This window comes from Chitinophaga pendula (assembly GCF_020386615.1).
Lineage (GTDB): Bacteria > Bacteroidota > Bacteroidia > Chitinophagales > Chitinophagaceae > Chitinophaga > Chitinophaga pendula.
Map to the genome: position 1 here is coordinate 4960520 of NZ_CP077769.1, position 15471 is coordinate 4975990.

Consider the following 15471-nt stretch of genomic DNA (forward strand, 5'->3'; position numbering starts at 1 on the left):
AATTAGTGTCCACCTTGTTCGATCATCTTTACGATCTCGCGCAGTTCGTCGGAGCTGATCTTTTTCTCTTTCGCGAAAAAAGTGACCAGCGCTTTGTAGGAATCTTCGAAGTAGTCTTTTACAAAACCACTCATGAATTTCGTTTTATAATCCTCCTCCGCGATCAGCGGACTGTATTCATATACGTTCCCTACTTTCCGGCTTTGCAGATAGGCTTTCTTTTCCAGGTTTTTAATGGTGGAAGCGAGAGTAGTATAAGGAGGCGCCGGTGCGGTATGCACCTCCAAAAAATCCTTTACAAACCCCTTTCCTATTTTCCAGATGGCGAGCATAGCATTCTCTTCCTGCTGGGTGAGCTTCTCCATAGTATTTTCTATTTTGAATATCTTAATTACGATTCTTTCGTAAATCTACGAAACATTCGTAGATATCCAAACTAATATTTATTTTTTTTGGGAGGCGCTGTTATGGTGTGATGGGGGCAGGTGGTGGGGAGGCAGGAACCCAGCGGGCGATCAGCATGGCAGCCACGGTATCACCCGTGGCGTTGAGCAGTGTGGCGATGGGGTCCATGAGGGTACCGATGATCATGATCACGGGTAATACTTCTACCGGCAGGTTGTACGCAGCCACGATGAGTAGTTGTCCGACATACCCGCCATTGGGGATTCCTCCTTCGATGATACTTACCAGCAAGGCGATCAGCAGTGCGAGGAGTATGGTAGGTATACCGGTAAAGGGTTGTTGTACCATAGCGAAGGCGATTACGATCTTCAATACGGCGGCGATGGCGGAGCCTTCTTTATGGAGGGTAGCGCCCAGTGGGATGACTACATCGCGTACGGTGACGGGTATATTCATTTGTGCGGCGGCCTGGAGGTTGGCCGGGAGGGTAGCGATGCTGCTACAGGTGCCTAATGCGGTTGCGGATGGCAGCAGGTTATACCGCCAGTATCGGGCTACTGTTCGCAAGCCCCCGGCGATAAATGCATAAGCGGAAAAGCAAAAAAGGTAATAGAACAGGGACACGCCATGGCAGACGGCCAGCGCCTGTGCATAGGTACCAAAGAGCTGGGGGCCGATCGTTGCTACCTGGTAAGCGAAGTAGGCGCCCAGTCCAACGGGTGCCAGTTTCATGATAAAGGTGAGGAGTTGTTTCATGACCTCGTTGGCGGAGAGCAGGAATTCGCGGAAGCGTTCGCCGGCGATGCCGGCCCTGCGTGTAGCGATCCCGGTGAGGGTGGCGAAGAGCAGTAATGCCAGCATATGTTTTCTGGATAGCAGCTCATAGAAGTCGCTCACGCTGATCAGTTGTACGATCTGATCGCCGGCGCCAGCTACGGGCGGGGGTGCATCGGCAGTGATCCTGGCGATCTGCTGGGTGACGGGGAAGCCCCAGGTAGCTACGACGGTGATCAGGGATGCCAGCAATACGGTGGTCAGGAATACGACGGTCATTATGCTGATAAGACGGCCGGTGTGACCGGTATTGCTTAGATTGGCGATCGTAGCGGCAATGGCGAAGAACACCAGCGGTATAACGGCGGTGAAGAGGAGGTTCAGGAATATGTCACCCAGTGGTTTGATCACCGATACCTGTCCGGGCCACAGGAGGCCTAACAGGGAGCCCCCGCCGATACCGGCCAGGAGCCAGAGGATGGGAGCATAATGGTACAGGAAGGACTGTTTGCCGGTATGGGGCATGGTCGCAAGTGTTGTAGGATGAGCGATGATATTACCGGGTCAGCAAGCCTGCATCCAGGACGAAGGAGGAGCCGGTGACATAGCGGGCTTTTTCGGAGGCGAGGAACACGACGGCATGTGCCACATCTTCGGTTTCTACCCAGGGTACGTTGATCAGGTTGCCGGCGGAACGTTCGGCTATTTCCTGCGGGGTTGCGCCTTCGAGTGCTGCCAGCCCATCGTTCATGGGGGTGTTCACGCCGGTGGGATGCAAGGCGATGGCGCGGATATTATAGGGTGCCAGTTCGATGGCCCAAGATTTGGTGAGGCCGGTGAGTCCCCATTTGGAGGCTGCGTAGTGGCTCAGGCGGTTCATTCCCCGCAGGCCTGCGATGGAGGAGTTGTTGATGATCACGCCTGCCTGCTGTTCGATCATGAGCGGGATCACTCTTCTGCCTACGAGCCAGGCGCCTTTCAAGTTGATATCGATCATGGCGTCCCATTCTTCTTCCGGCATTTCGTGGGTGAGGCCATATGCACAGATGCCAGCATTGTTGAAGAGGATATCTATGCGGCCGAATGCTTCCCGGGTGCCGTTAACGGCGGCTATGATGGCAGCATCGTCTCGGACATCGCCGGTGAATGTGAGGCAGCGGACACCCCGTGTTTCACACTGTTGTTGCAAGCTATTGAGCTCTTCACTACTACCCATGGCATATCCCGGGTAGGACAGCTGCCGGCCGATATCGAAGGCGGCGATATGCACACCTTCTGCGGCCAGTGCTAATGCTGTTGCGCGACCCTGGCCATGGGCGGCGCCTGTTATAAAGGCGACTTTATCCTTCAGATCTGAAGACATATTAGGGTGATTTTATTTATTTAGGCAGATAAGAGAAGAGGTAGTTATCGATATCTGTTTCTATGACGTTGCTGAAAACGTTGGTAGCGATCATCTGGCCGGCGAAGGCAATAAGATCGACCAGTTCGGCGGTAGGATACAGCTGGCTGACCCGGTCGAACAGCTCCTGGTCGATCCGTCCCTGGTGGCGGGCGATGGCGCTGCCAAAGTCCATCAACAGTTGTTCCTGGTCGGAGAAGTGTAATGACTCCGGGGATTCTCCATTATCGATAATGATCTTACGGAAGAAGGTGGTACATAAAGGGCAGTTACTCCCTTTTGATACCGTGTAGGCATAGAGGTAGGCCAGGCGTTCGCCCAGTATTGTTTTGATGTTCTGATACAGGCGGTACCATTGCATATATACTTCGAATGCGACCAGGGAATGCCCTAAAGTTGCTTTCATGTTGGTGATGCGGGCGTTGTAGGTATTGCGGTGGTCTTCAAATGCTTGTCTGGTCTGTTCGGGGGCGGCCGTTTCCGACAATGGGTTAATCCTTGCCATAAGATATTGATAGGGTGTTGAGTCCGTAAAATACAAAAAAGAAAAATACCCCACAAATGCAGTAGACTAATCTATTTTATGTCTGCATAAAAAAAGCCGGATGAAAATAGTGTTGCTATCTCCATCCGGCATACGTTTTATGGTACTTGTACTTACTTTACGATTTCTTCGAGTTTCTTTTCCAGGAGGTCGCCCCGCAGGTTTTTGGCGACGATGCGGCCTTTCGGATCCAGCAGGAGATTCTGCGGGATGGCGCGGATGCTGTATAGTTCTGCGGCGGCGTTGCTCCAGCCTTTGAGGTCGGATACATGTGTCCAGGTGAGGTTATCCACTTCGATAGCGGCGAGCCATTTTTCGCGTTTTTCATCGAGGGAGACGCTGAGGATATCGAAGCCTTTATCTTTGAATTTGCTATATGCTTTTACGACGTTGGGGTTTTCTGCCCGGCAGGGTCCGCACCAGCTGGCCCAGAAATCCACCAGTACATATTTACCCCGGAAGGAAGCGAGGCTGACCTGTTTACCATCTACATCTGCCTGGGAGAAGTCCATCGCCTGCTGACCGATATCGGTCTTTTGGGCTGCATCCAGTCGTTTGGCGAACGCTTTGCCGGCGAATGAGTTACGGACTTCTTTGGCGAGGCTTTTGAAGCGGGGGGTAACATCTTTGACATCCAGGTCGTAGCCGGCATATTGTGCGAGTACGAACATGGCGATGGAAGAGTTACGATGTTTCTTCAGGAAGTCGCCGAAAACGGCTTTTTGCCGGGCTTCCAGCTCATCGAACCGAGGTTGGAGCCGGTTCATATTTTCCTGGTCTCTGGCGATGTAATATTGCCGGTATTCCAGTTTGAGTGCGTTCATTTCGTCTGTTACGCCCTTTAGCTGTCCGTTGAGCAGGTCGAGGTCTTTCTGGGCTCTTGAGCCCTGCACGGTGGCTTTAAAGAGGGAGTCAGGTGTTTGGATGCTGGTAGTACCTTTATCCAGGAAAAATGACAGTATATCTTTTGAATGTGGGCCTGGGTTAGCAGCATTGAGTAGTGCTGCATCTTTTGTGACCAGTTGTAATTTGGCCAGCACGGGTTCGATAATGGTACCTGTGAGGGTAAATTGCCCATCTTTTACTTCTGCACTGTCTATCACGGGTTTATCTCCGTTGCGCAGCATGAGATACACCTTGCCAGGTTTTTGACTTTCCACTTGTCCTTGTATGGTATAAGGCAGTTCGCCTTTTTTTTGTGCCAACAAGGCTAATGGTAATAGCAAACCCGCCATCAACGTCGCCTTCTTCATGTTTAATCTAGTATTTAGCCTGCCACAAATTTGGGGAAAGCTGCCCTTAATGTCAAATGGTATGTGATAAACGGCAGCTATGATCCCGTTGCAGGAGGGGACTGAGCTATATGCGGGTAAGCTGGGCGGCTATTTAAATATTTGTGCCAGGCGGGCTTCGAGTGCGCTACCACGGAGATTGCGGGCGATGATCTTCCCATCGGGATCTACCAGGAAATTGGCGGGGATGGATTGAATGCCATACTGTACTGCCACTTCATTTCCCCATCCACGGAGGTCGGATACCTGGGTCCATTCCAGGCCATCTTTTTCGACAGCGTGCAGCCAGCGGCTTTTATCATTGTCCAGGGAGACGCCCAGGATCGCGAAGTTTTTGTTTTTGTATTGCTGATAGGCTTTGACAACATTCGGATTTTCCTGTCTGCAGGGGCCGCACCAGCTGGCCCAGAAGTCTACCAGTACGTATTTACCCCGGAAAGAGGACAGTTTGATCAGTTTTCCGGCGGGATCGTACTGGGCGAAGTCGTCGGCCATGATGCCTACATTGTTGGCGCGCAGGCTTTTGATATAGGCGGTGATGCCTTTTCCGTATTTACTTTCCTGGAGGGATCTGTCGAGGCCGTTGAACAGTGCTTCAAAATCGGCTGGTTCCAGTCTGCTGCGCAGTTCATTGATGAGCAGCCAGAGGCTGGCTAATCGTTTGGGATTTGCTTTGATGAATTCTTTACCGGTGCTGATCACATCGTTGTTGAACGCTTCGGCTTTTTTGCGGAAGGTGGCTTTACCAGGTTCATCATCTTCCTTGATACCGGCAGCCTCTGCGTTAAGTGCCTGGGCGCGTTTGATCAGGGGTTGAAAAGCCTGCTGGTAGGCCTGCATGGCTTTTGTATCCTCTGTACCTTTTATGGTGGTAGCTACGGGAAACTTATTGATCTCGGTATGCAGTTCGGTGGTGCCTTCTCCTGGTACGAATAACATGGGGAAATCGGTGCCGGAGAGGATGAGGGCATATACGGAAGGCGTCTTCGCTGCTTTCAGCTGGAAACTGAAGGCGTTGTTCTTTATCACGGTAGAGTCGTCGGGCGTATTATCTTCATCATTAAAGAGATAGAGGGTTTTCCCGTCGGCTCCTTTCACGGTGCCTTTGACCTGAGACTGGGCGGTGGCCAGGTTGGCATACAGCAGGCCAGCCACTGCAAATAAAATATACTTCATCACTTTATCCTTTTGCTATAGGGCTGTAATATAATAAATAGTACATATCTAACAACCCAGTTGGTATGAACGGCGGGTTGGTTAGCTTTTATGGCGCTGTTTCAATATATTGATCACGTCGTCGAGGCGGTATCCTTTGGCCTGGAGGAGGATAAGATAATGGAACAGGAGGTCAGCGGATTCGTTGAGGAAGAGGGATTCGTTGTTGTCTTTGGCTTCGATCACTACTTCGACGGCTTCCTCTCCTACTTTCTGTGCTACTTTGTTGATGCCTTTGGCGAAGAGGCGGGATGTGTAAGAGTCGCCATTTGGATTTTGTTTTCTATCGGCGATGATACCTTCCAGTTTGGCGAGGAAGTCATTGCTTACATTGTTCTCCTGCCAGCAGGTATCAGTGCCGGTATGGCAAACGGGGCCAACGGGATTGACCTTTATGAGTAAGGTATCGTTATCACAATCTATTTTTATGTCTTGTACGAGGAGGAAGTTGCCGCTTTCTTCTCCCTTTGTCCACAGCCGGTTTTTGGAGCGGCTGAAGAAGGTCACTTTTCCTTCTGTGCGGGTTTTGTTGAAGGCTGCCTGGTCCATGTATCCCAGCATCAGTACTTTTTGTGTTACGGCATCCTGAATGATTGCTGGTATGAGTCCATCTGCTGACTTCTGAAAATCTATCTGCATACTGCTGTTCATTAACAATTTAGAACCGGATGTTGACACCCTGTTGATATAGATATTTTTTAAGTTCCGGTATTTCAATTTCCTTATAGTGGAAGATGCTGGCGGCGAGGGCGGCGTCTGCCTGTGCTGTTTCGAACACTTCGCGGAAGTGTTGCATGTTGCCGGCGCCACCGGAGGCGATCACTGGTACGTTGAGCTGTTGTGACAGTTGTGCGGTGATGTCTAATGCGAAGCCCTGTTTGGTGCCATCATTGTTCATGGAGGTGAGCAATATTTCGCCAGCGCCTCTGTCTACTGCTTCTTTGGCCCAGTCGAATGCTTTTGTAGTTGTTTTCACGCGGCCGCCATTGAGGTATACGTACCAGTTGCCCTCTTCGAACCTGGTATCGATGGCCAGTACGATACATTGGCTACCGAATTCGCGGGAGAGTTCGTTGAGTAGTCCGGGTCGTTTGAAGGCGGCGGTGTTAACGGAGATCTTATCGGCCCCTGATTGGAGGAGTACCTGTACATCTTCTACGGAGGAGATGCCTCCTCCTACGGTGAATGGTATATTGACATGTTGTGCAATACGGGTAACGAGATCGGCCAGTGTTTTCCGGCGTTCGTTAGTGGCAGTGATATCGAGGAATACCAGTTCGTCTGCTCCCTGAGCGGCGTAGAGGGCGCCCAATTCGATCGGGTCGCCTGCATCGCGTATATTTTCGAAGTTGACCCCTTTTACGGTGCGGCCATCTTTAATATCGAGACACGGTATAATGCGCTTTGTTAACATTGCTGTTGATTTGTTGGTCGTTTAAAACTGGCTTACAGAAAGGCTTTGAGTTCGTCTGTTGTAATTTTTCCTTCGTAGATGGCTTTTCCGATGATGACGCCGCTGCAACCTGCTTCGCGGAGGGCGGCTACATCGGCGATGTTGCTTACGCCGCCGCTGGCGGTGAGTTGCATATCGGGGAAACGGTCCAGTATGCGCTGATATAGTTCTATAGAAGGTCCTTGCAGCAGGCCATCTTTGGCGATATCTGTGCAGAAGACATGTTTGATACCTGCGGCCTGGTTACGTTCGAGGAAGTCGTAGATGGACAGGGAGGTTGTTTCCAGCCATCCGCCGACGGCTATATTTTCTTCTTTGACATCTGCTCCCAGGAAGATACGATCGGGTCCGTACTGGCGGAGCCAGCTAAAGAACAGTGCTGGTTCTTTTACGGCTATGCTGCCGATGGTGGCGAGGGCGGCGCCGCTTTCGAATACGATCTCCAGGTCTTTGCCGGTTTTGATACCACCGCCGAAGTCTACGGTCAGGCCAGTTTTGCCGGTGATGGCTTCCAGTACTTTCCAGTTGACTACTGCGCCTTTGCGGGCGCCATCCAGGTCTACGAGATGCAGGCGGCGAACGCCGATATCTTCGAAGGCCATGGCTACTTCCAGCGGGTGTTCGTTGTATACTTTTTGCTGGGCGTAGTCCCCCTGTGTGAGGCGTACGCATTTACCATCGATGATGTCGATGGCTGGTATGATAGTGAATGTATTGGTTGCTGTTGTTGTATTGAGTGATAATTCCATTCTGCAGTAGGTGATCCCATTTTTGAGGAAGTATTCCCCGTTGCGTTGATATCCTAATCTGGCGTAAAAGCTTTCGGCTGTTTTGCGTGCGTTGCACCAGAGCAGGTTGATATGTTCGCGGCGACAGCACTGTGCCATATGTTCGAGCAATGCGGAGGCGTATCCTTTGCCTTCGCAGGCTTCGAGTGTGGCCAGTTTGCGGAACTGAGCGACTTTCTGTTGCAGGAACAAGGAACCGACGGTGACCAGCTGGCCTTGTACGAAGACGCCGAAGTGGAGGCCATCCACATCGTTATCTACTTTTGCGATCTCCAGTGACTGTCCCGGATACAAGCGATCTCTCCTAAGCGGGAGGGCTTGTTCTACGTTGATCCTGCTGATATTCATGTGCCGAGCTATAGTTTTAGGAAGTTAGCCAATACGGTTTGTCCGGCATCTGCTGATTTCTCCGGGTGAAACTGTGTAGCGTAAAAATTATCTTTCTGTAATGCGGCGCTGTAGTTGATCACGTAGTTGGCGGTGGCTACGGTATCGGCGGAGAGGGCGGCATAGTAGCTATGTACGAAATACATGTAACTGTTTTCAGGAACATGTTCGAACAGGTTGCTATGGAGGCCGGTGATGTTGTTCCATCCGATCTGAGGTATTTTCAGGAGGTTGTCTACGGGGGATTCGAAGCGTTTAACGGCGACATCGAATACACCGAGGCAATCGGTATTATTTTCTTCGGAGTGGCGGCAGAGGAGTTGCAGGCCCAGGCATATGCCCAGTACGGGTTGTTGCAGATCGCGGATGAGTTGATCCATTTTCCGTTCGCGGAGGTATTGCATGGCTGTGCTGGCTTCGCCTACGCCCGGGAAGATCACTTTATCGGCGGACCTTATCTCTTCTGCATCATCGGTAACCACTGCGGTGGCGCCGATGCGTTCCAATGCAAACAGTACGGAGCGGATATTGCCTGCATTGTATTTTATGATGACTGTTTTCATATATGCTTATGATAAAAGACGATATCAATTACCCTTTACTTGTGCGATAAAAGCTGCGATAGTATTATCGATGTCGGAGCTATCTGCGATGGCTTTGATAAAAGCTGTGCCGATGATGGCGCCGTTGCTGTAGTTACAAGCTGCATCAAAGGTAGCTTTATCCTTGATACCGAATCCGATCAGTACCGGATTTTGCAGTTGTAATGCTTTGAGCTTTTCGAAATACGCCTGTTGATCGCCCATGTTTTTATCCTTGCCGGTGGTAGACGAGCTGGATACGGCGTATACAAAACCTTTGCTCAGGTTATCGATGCGGCGGATGCGTGCTTCGCTGGTTTCGGGAGTGACCAGAAAGATAAGGTGTAATCCGTTCTTTTCAAATACGGGTTTGTAATCGGTTTCGTATTCGTCCATGGGGAGGTCCGGGAGGATGACGCCATCGACACCTACTTCGGCGCATTTTTCGCAGAAGGCTTCGACGCCGTATCGGAGTACGGGGTTTATGTATCCCATTAGGATGACGGGGACCTGTATTTTATTGCGGAAGCCTTGTAATTGTTCAAACAGTTTGTGTAGGCTCATCCCGTTATGCAGTGCCCGTGTGCTGCTATCCTGGATTACGGGGCCATCGGCCAGCGGATCGGAGAACGGCATGCCTAATTCGATGAGGTCAGCACCATGTGTTTGCAGGGCTGTCATGACGGGTAGGGTATCTTCCAGATTGGGGAAACCTGCTGTACAGTATATGTTCAGCACGTTGTCCTTTTTTTCGGCGAATAATTTATCTATACGGTTCATGGTCATTAGTGTTAAGGCTGCATGTGCTTGATATAGGTGCCCAGGTCTTTGTCGCCGCGGCCGGACAGGCATACTACGACTACATCATCCGGGTTGAGAGGCAGGTCTTTCAGTTTGGCCAGTGCGTGAGCGGATTCCAATGCGGGGATGATCCCTTCGAGTCTGCTCAGCTGATAGCCGGCGGCGAGGGCTTCTTCATCTGTTGTGTTGAGGAAGACGGCTCTTTTTGTTTCGTAGAGATGTGCATGTAAAGGTCCGATGCCCGGGTAGTCCAGGCCTGCGGAGATGGAATGCGGCTCTACGATCTGGCCATCATCTGTCTGCATCAGCAATGTTTTGCTGGCATGAATGATGCCTATTTCGCCCAGTTGTGTGGTGGCTGCGGAGAATCCGCTATGTACGCCTTTTCCGCCCGCTTCTACTGCTACTAGTTTTACTTTTTCGTTGTCGAGGTAATGGTAGTAGGCACCGGCGGCGTTGCTACCACCACCGATACACGCTACGACGTAGTCGGGATCGGGGCTACCGGTTTTTTCCTGTAACTGCCGGCGTATCTCTTCGCTGATCACGGACTGGAAGCGGGCGACCATATCGGGATATGGATGTGGGCCCGCGGCGGTACCGAGGATATAGTGGGTATCTACCGGGTTGTTGATCCAGTCGCGGATGGCTTCGTTGGTGGCATCTTTCAGGGTTTTGCTGCCGCTGGTAGCAGGAACTACGGTAGCGCCCAGCATTTGCATGCGGGATACGTTGGGGGCCTGGCGTTCTATATCGATGCTTCCCATGTATACGACACATTCCATTCCCATGAGGGCGCATACGGTAGCGGTGGCGACGCCATGTTGCCCCGCGCCTGTTTCGGCGATGATGCGATGTTTGCCCAGGCGTTTTGCCAGGAGTATCTGACCGATGGTGTTGTTCACTTTGTGGGCGCCGGTATGGTTGAGGTCTTCTCTTTTGAGATAGATCTTGGCCTGGTAGTGTTCGGAGAGGCGTTTGGCAAAATATAACGGGGAAGGGCGGCCTACGTAATCGCGCAGGAGGTCTTCGAATTCCTGCTGAAAGGACGGGTCGCTCAGTATTTTCAGGTATTGCTGTTGCAGTTCGTCTACGTTAGGAAATAACATTTCCGGGATGTAGGCTCCACCGAACCTGCCATAGTATCCTTTATCGTCTACGTGATACCTGGAGCCTTTTGTATTTAAAGCTATCTCCATGTTCAGTTATTTTAATGCGGTTGCGTGAATCTGTTTTACAAAGGCAGCGACCTGTGGTATGTGTTTGATACCCGGGCTGCTTTCAAAGCGGCTATTGACATCGACGGCGTACAGGGCGGGTATGTCCAGTTGCTGTAATGCGATGGTGTGTTCCAGGCCGATGCCACCGCTCAGGAAGAACGGATGTTGGTATGGATAGTGTTGCAGCAGGGACCAGTCGAATTGTTCGCCGGTGCCGCCGTATCCTTTGGCGGAGGCGGTATCGAACAGGAAGTAGGTGGTGACGGGGATGTAGGGAGCGATCTCTTTATCCCAGTCGATGTTGGCGCCGACGCGGAATGCTTTCACTACCGGTATTTTTTCCCGGATGGCGGCGCAATATTCGGGAGATTCGTCGCCATGCAGTTGAACCATATCGAGCTGATAGTCTGCTGCGGTACGGAGCACCTGTTCTTTGGCGGCGTTGACGAAGACACCTACTTTCTGAATGCCGGTAAGTTCGCGGACGCTGCGGGCGTCCAGTTTATTACCGGCGAACCGGGGGGATTGTTCATAGAATATGAAGCCGGCAAGATCTACTTTGTTAGCGATCAGTTCGCGCAGGTCTTCCCGCCGCGTGATACCACAGACCTTTATCTTCATATTTCTTTTTCTTTTTGCCGTAATGTGGAGACGAAGGTAGCGAAGGCTTCTGCCGGGTTGTTTTGCCGCATGAAATGTTCTCCTATGAGGAAACCTTCGAAGCCCGCTTGTTTTAAGGTAACGATAGCGGCGGGGTCGTTGATACCACTTTCTGCTATTTTACACTTGTCTGCCGGTATTTGCGGTGCCAGTTCGCAGGAGCGGTTGAAGTCGACCTGGAAGGTGGTGAGATCGCGGTTGTTTACGCCGACGAGCCGGATATGATCGGTAATTTTTTCCAGTTGATCGCCGCTATGTACTTCGAGTAATACTTCGAGGCCCAGGCCATTGGCATATTTTGCTAGGCGGGCTACTTCTTCTTTGCGGAGGCATTCGGCGATGAGGAGGATGACATCGGCGCCGATCACTTTTGCTTCTGCTATCTGGTATTCATCGACGATGAAGTCTTTGCGCAGGATGGGTATACCATTGACGGCGCGGGCGGCGATCAGGTCGGATACGGAGCCGCCGAAGTATTTTTCGTCGGTGAGTACGGACAGTCCGGAGGCGCCATGACGGGCGTAGGCAGTGGTCACTTCTTCTACGGTAGCATCGGGATTGATGATACCTTTAGAAGGGGAGCGTTTTTTGAACTCAGCGATGATACCGGTGCGGGTTTCGTCTTTGAGGAAGTTGTAGAGTGATAAGGGGGTACGGGAGAAGGTGCTGGCGCGTTCCAGTTCCTGTATGCTTCTTTTCTCTTTATCTGCGGCTACTGTCACTTTTTTGTGAGCGACGATCTCGGCCAGTATATTTTTCATCCAGCTATCTTTTTTGTGTGATGCTCAGCTACAATTTTATTGTAAGCTGATGAGTTTTTTAAACGATTGTAAGGCGGCGCCGGATTCCAGGGAGGTGACTACTGCCTGGAAGCAGTCGTCGTAGCTATCGTACTTTCCTGCGCAATGTAGTGCCATTGCGGAGTTGGCTAATACGACAGCGTTTTGTGCCCAGGAGCCTTCGCCTTTGAGTATTTTCATGAATATTTTAGCTGCTTCTTCTACAGAGTTGCCACCATAGATATCTTCCGGGTGTACTTTTCTTTTGCCCAGTTGTTCTGGGGTCCAGTCGCGTTCTCCGTGGTTGGTGATGACGCGGGTATCGGTGGTCAGTGATATTTCATCGTAGCCATCGAGGCTGTGTACGATGGCATATTGTTTATCTGTTTGCTGGAAGAGGTAGTTGTATACTCTTGCCATTTCGAGATTGTAGACACCGATGAGTTGGTATTTGGCGAATGCGGGATTTACGAGGGGGCCCAGCATATTGAAGAAGGTGCGTATGCCCAGTTGGCGTCGGATGCCGGCGACATGTTTGAGGGCGGGGTGGAATAAGGGGGCATGCAGGAAACATACGCCTGCTTGTTCCAGTTCTTCGCGCAGTTTGTCGTCCTGGTTTTTGAATTTATAGCCTACAGACTCCATGAGGTTGGAGGCGCCGCTGATGGATGAGACGCCGTAGTTGCCATGTTTGGCTACTTTGGCGCCGGCTCCGGCCGCAAGGAAGCAGGACAGTGTGGATATATTGAATGTATTTTTCGCATCGCCACCGGTGCCGACGATGTCGATGACATCGTAGCCATTGAGGTTAACGGGTACGCATAGTTCGAGGAGGGCGTCGCGGAAGCCGAGCAGTTCGTCGATGGTGATACTGCGCATGAGGAAGACGGTCATGAAGGCCGCGAGTTCGCTTTCATTGTACATTCCTTTGGAGATGCTGATCAATATTTCTTTTGCGGCGTCGCGGCTGAAGGTTTTATGTTCGAATAGATAGTGAAGAATTTTTTTCATGATCTGATACTTTTTAGCGTTGGGAAAGGGAGGAAGTCTGTCGGTTTGATGGTTTACAGTTCCAGCCAATTCCTCAGTATGCGTTCGCCATCGGGGGTGAGTACACTTTCGGGATGGAATTGTACTCCGCAGACATCGTATTGTTGATGTTGCATGGCCATGATAAAGCCCTGGTTATCGCGTGCGGTGATGGTGAGTGCTGCGGGCAGATTATTTTCATCTACTACCCAGGAGTGGTACCGGCCTACTTCGAGCTGATCGGGCAGCCCGTTGAACAGGCGGCCTTCGCGGGATACGACGGTTACGGGTGTGGCGACGCCATGGAATACATCGCTCAGGTTGATGAGGGAGCCTCCCAATGCCTGCCCGATAGCCTGTAGGCCGAGGCATACGCCGAATATGGATTTGGTCGGGGCGTATTCTTTAATGAGGGGGAGTAAAAGCCCTGCTTCTTCGGGAATACCGGGCCCCGGGGATAGGATGATTTTATCGTATTGGTTCACTTGTTCCAATGGTATTTCGTCGTTGCGCACCACGGTTACTTTTCCGTGTGTGATCTTTTCCACCAGGTGTACCAGGTTATAGGTAAAAGAGTCGTAGTTGTCAAACACCAGTATGTTCATATCAAATATTTTGCGCCTGGAGGATGGCTTGTTTTAAGGCATTCAGTTTATTGTTCACTTCTTCCAGTTCGGAGCTGGCCACTGATTTGGCGACTACGCCGGCGCCGGCCTGGTAATAGAGTATATTGTCTTTGCTGAGCATGGAGCGGATCATAATGGCGTGATTGAAGTCGCCGTTGAAGCCTACTGCGCCGATGCATCCGCCGTAGAAGCCGCGGGATGTTGGTTCGTACTGATCAATGATCTCCATGGCTTTGTACTTGGGAGCGCCAGACAAGGTACCTGCCGGGAATGTGGCAGCCAGGAGGCTGAACGGGTTCATGGCGGTATCTGTTTTGCCCGTTACTTCGCTGACCAGGTGGATGACATGGCTGTAGTATTGCACTTTGCGGTAGGAAGCTACTTCTACCTGTGTGGCATGCCGGCTGAGGTCATTCCGTGCGAGGTCGACGAGCATGACATGTTCTGCATTTTCTTTAGGATCGAGCAGTAGTTTATCAGCCAGTTGTTTATCCTGTTCATCATTCCCGGTGCGGCGGAAGGTGCCTGCGATGGGATGTATGATGGCTTTCCCATTTTTCACGATCAGTTGAGCTTCCGGGGAAGAGCCCATCAATTTATAATCGCCGTAGTCGAAATAGAAGAGATAAGGGGAAGGATTGATAGAGCGAAGGGAGCGGTATACGTTGAATTCGTCGCCTTTGAAAGGCCGTTGGAAGGAGCGGGAGAGTACTACCTGGAAGACATCTCCTCTGAAGCAGTGCTGGCGTCCTTTCTCTACCATTTCCATATAGGCATCGTCGGTCATGTTGCTTCTTTCTTCTCCCTGTACTTTGAATGGGTAGTTGGGGCAGTCTTTGTGATGGATGAGGGAGGTGACGAGGTCGAATTCGCTATCGATGCCATCCACTTCATTTTCGCAGAGATAGAGTTCATCTTTGAAGTGATTGATGACGATGATATATTGATAGAACCGGTATCTCATCAGGGGGATGGTGTTACCGTTCTGTTTGTCTTTATTGAAGGTGATCTTTTCGAAGAACTGTACGGAGTCGAAGGTGGAGTAGCCGAACAGGCTGTGTACGACGGGTAGTGGGGGTGTGCCTTCGAAGCTGAAATTGCCCAGGAATCGTTGTAGTTCGTCGAGGACGAGCTGGGGGCTTTTAAGCTGTTTCTTTTCTACCGGCAGGTTAGGGTATTTGAATTCGAATTCGTTGGTGCTGGTGACTTCTATGCCTGCGATTGGTTTGATACAGATAAAGGAGTAGCTGTTTTCGCTGGCGCGGTAGTCTGTACTTTCGAGGAGTATAGATCCCGGGAAGCGGTCTCTGAGTCGCAGATATATGCTGACCGGCGTGAATACATCGGCTAACATTTGCCGGTATTTAGTTTTTACATTGATGGTACGCATGACGGCTTGATTCGATTTGAAGGTGGTATTATACCGGGAGGGAGTGCTGGCGAAGACGGTGAGGGCTGCAGCGCCTGTACTGTCTTTCGTGGTGCGCTCCTGACCCATTAAAAGCCAGAAGGCCC

General features: G+C 51.1%; 17 protein-coding genes. All 17 read right to left on the bottom strand.

Annotation, left to right across the window (positions count from 1 at the left end):
• Positions 1-2 precede the first annotated feature (2 nt).
• Positions 3-365, bottom strand: a complete 363-nt coding sequence (locus KTO58_RS17900) for a BlaI/MecI/CopY family transcriptional regulator (RefSeq protein WP_095838056.1) — start codon at positions 363-365, stop codon at positions 3-5.
• Between the two features lie 100 nt (positions 366-465).
• Positions 466-1704 carry a dicarboxylate/amino acid:cation symporter gene (locus tag KTO58_RS17905; protein WP_095838055.1) on the bottom strand — a complete coding sequence of 413 codons (1239 nt, stop codon included), beginning with the start codon at positions 1702-1704 and terminating at the stop codon, positions 466-468.
• 31 nt (positions 1705-1735) lie between these two features.
• Entirely contained in the window at positions 1736-2542 is an 807-nt protein-coding gene (locus tag KTO58_RS17910; RefSeq protein ID WP_095838054.1) for a mycofactocin-coupled SDR family oxidoreductase, read from the bottom strand.
• A 16-nt stretch (positions 2543-2558) separates the two neighbouring features.
• On the bottom strand, positions 2559-3086 hold the full coding sequence (locus tag KTO58_RS17915; protein ID WP_095838053.1) for a carboxymuconolactone decarboxylase family protein: 528 nt from the start codon (positions 3084-3086) through the stop codon (positions 2559-2561).
• Between the two features lie 152 nt (positions 3087-3238).
• Positions 3239-4378: a TlpA disulfide reductase family protein gene (locus KTO58_RS17920; RefSeq protein WP_095838052.1), complete on the bottom strand. Its 1140-nt coding sequence runs from the start codon at positions 4376-4378 to the stop codon at positions 3239-3241.
• Between the two features lie 129 nt (positions 4379-4507).
• Positions 4508-5593, bottom strand: a complete 1086-nt coding sequence (locus KTO58_RS17925) for a TlpA disulfide reductase family protein (protein ID WP_095838051.1) — start codon at positions 5591-5593, stop codon at positions 4508-4510.
• A gap of 81 nt (positions 5594-5674) precedes the next feature.
• Positions 5675-6271: a bifunctional phosphoribosyl-AMP cyclohydrolase/phosphoribosyl-ATP diphosphatase HisIE gene (hisIE, locus tag KTO58_RS17930; RefSeq protein ID WP_095841510.1), complete on the bottom strand. Its 597-nt coding sequence runs from the start codon at positions 6269-6271 to the stop codon at positions 5675-5677.
• A 19-nt stretch (positions 6272-6290) separates the two neighbouring features.
• Complete coding sequence (hisF, locus tag KTO58_RS17935; protein ID WP_095838050.1) at positions 6291-7046, bottom strand: imidazole glycerol phosphate synthase subunit HisF; 756 nt, start codon at positions 7044-7046, stop codon at positions 6291-6293.
• 32 nt (positions 7047-7078) lie between these two features.
• Positions 7079-8221, bottom strand: a complete 1143-nt coding sequence (hisA, locus tag KTO58_RS17940) for a 1-(5-phosphoribosyl)-5-[(5-phosphoribosylamino)methylideneamino]imidazole-4-carboxamide isomerase (protein ID WP_095838049.1) — start codon at positions 8219-8221, stop codon at positions 7079-7081.
• An 8-nt stretch (positions 8222-8229) separates the two neighbouring features.
• The gene (gene hisH / locus KTO58_RS17945; protein ID WP_095838048.1) at positions 8230-8823 is read right to left on the bottom strand and encodes an imidazole glycerol phosphate synthase subunit HisH; all 594 of its coding nucleotides are present in this window, start codon (positions 8821-8823) and stop codon (positions 8230-8232) included.
• A gap of 24 nt (positions 8824-8847) precedes the next feature.
• Entirely contained in the window at positions 8848-9621 is a 774-nt protein-coding gene (trpA, locus tag KTO58_RS17950) for a tryptophan synthase subunit alpha (RefSeq protein WP_095841509.1), read from the bottom strand.
• Positions 9622-9632: 11 nt separating this feature from the next.
• Positions 9633-10841, bottom strand: a complete 1209-nt coding sequence (trpB, locus tag KTO58_RS17955; RefSeq protein WP_225859813.1) for a tryptophan synthase subunit beta — start codon at positions 10839-10841, stop codon at positions 9633-9635.
• 6 nt (positions 10842-10847) lie between these two features.
• The gene (locus KTO58_RS17960) at positions 10848-11483 is read right to left on the bottom strand and encodes a phosphoribosylanthranilate isomerase (protein WP_095838046.1); all 636 of its coding nucleotides are present in this window, start codon (positions 11481-11483) and stop codon (positions 10848-10850) included.
• Entirely contained in the window at positions 11480-12283 is an 804-nt protein-coding gene (gene trpC, locus KTO58_RS17965; protein ID WP_095838045.1) for an indole-3-glycerol phosphate synthase TrpC, read from the bottom strand. The genes KTO58_RS17960 and trpC overlap by 4 nt, the downstream gene beginning before the upstream one ends.
• A 36-nt stretch (positions 12284-12319) precedes the next feature.
• Positions 12320-13312 carry an anthranilate phosphoribosyltransferase gene (gene trpD, locus KTO58_RS17970; RefSeq protein ID WP_095838044.1) on the bottom strand — a complete coding sequence of 331 codons (993 nt, stop codon included), beginning with the start codon at positions 13310-13312 and terminating at the stop codon, positions 12320-12322.
• Positions 13313-13365: 53 nt separating this feature from the next.
• On the bottom strand, positions 13366-13935 hold the full coding sequence (locus KTO58_RS17975; RefSeq protein ID WP_095838043.1) for an anthranilate synthase component II: 570 nt from the start codon (positions 13933-13935) through the stop codon (positions 13366-13368).
• Between the two features lies 1 nt (position 13936).
• Positions 13937-15454: an anthranilate synthase component I family protein gene (locus KTO58_RS17980; protein ID WP_225859814.1), complete on the bottom strand. Its 1518-nt coding sequence runs from the start codon at positions 15452-15454 to the stop codon at positions 13937-13939.
• Between the last annotated feature and the right edge of the window lie 17 nt (positions 15455-15471).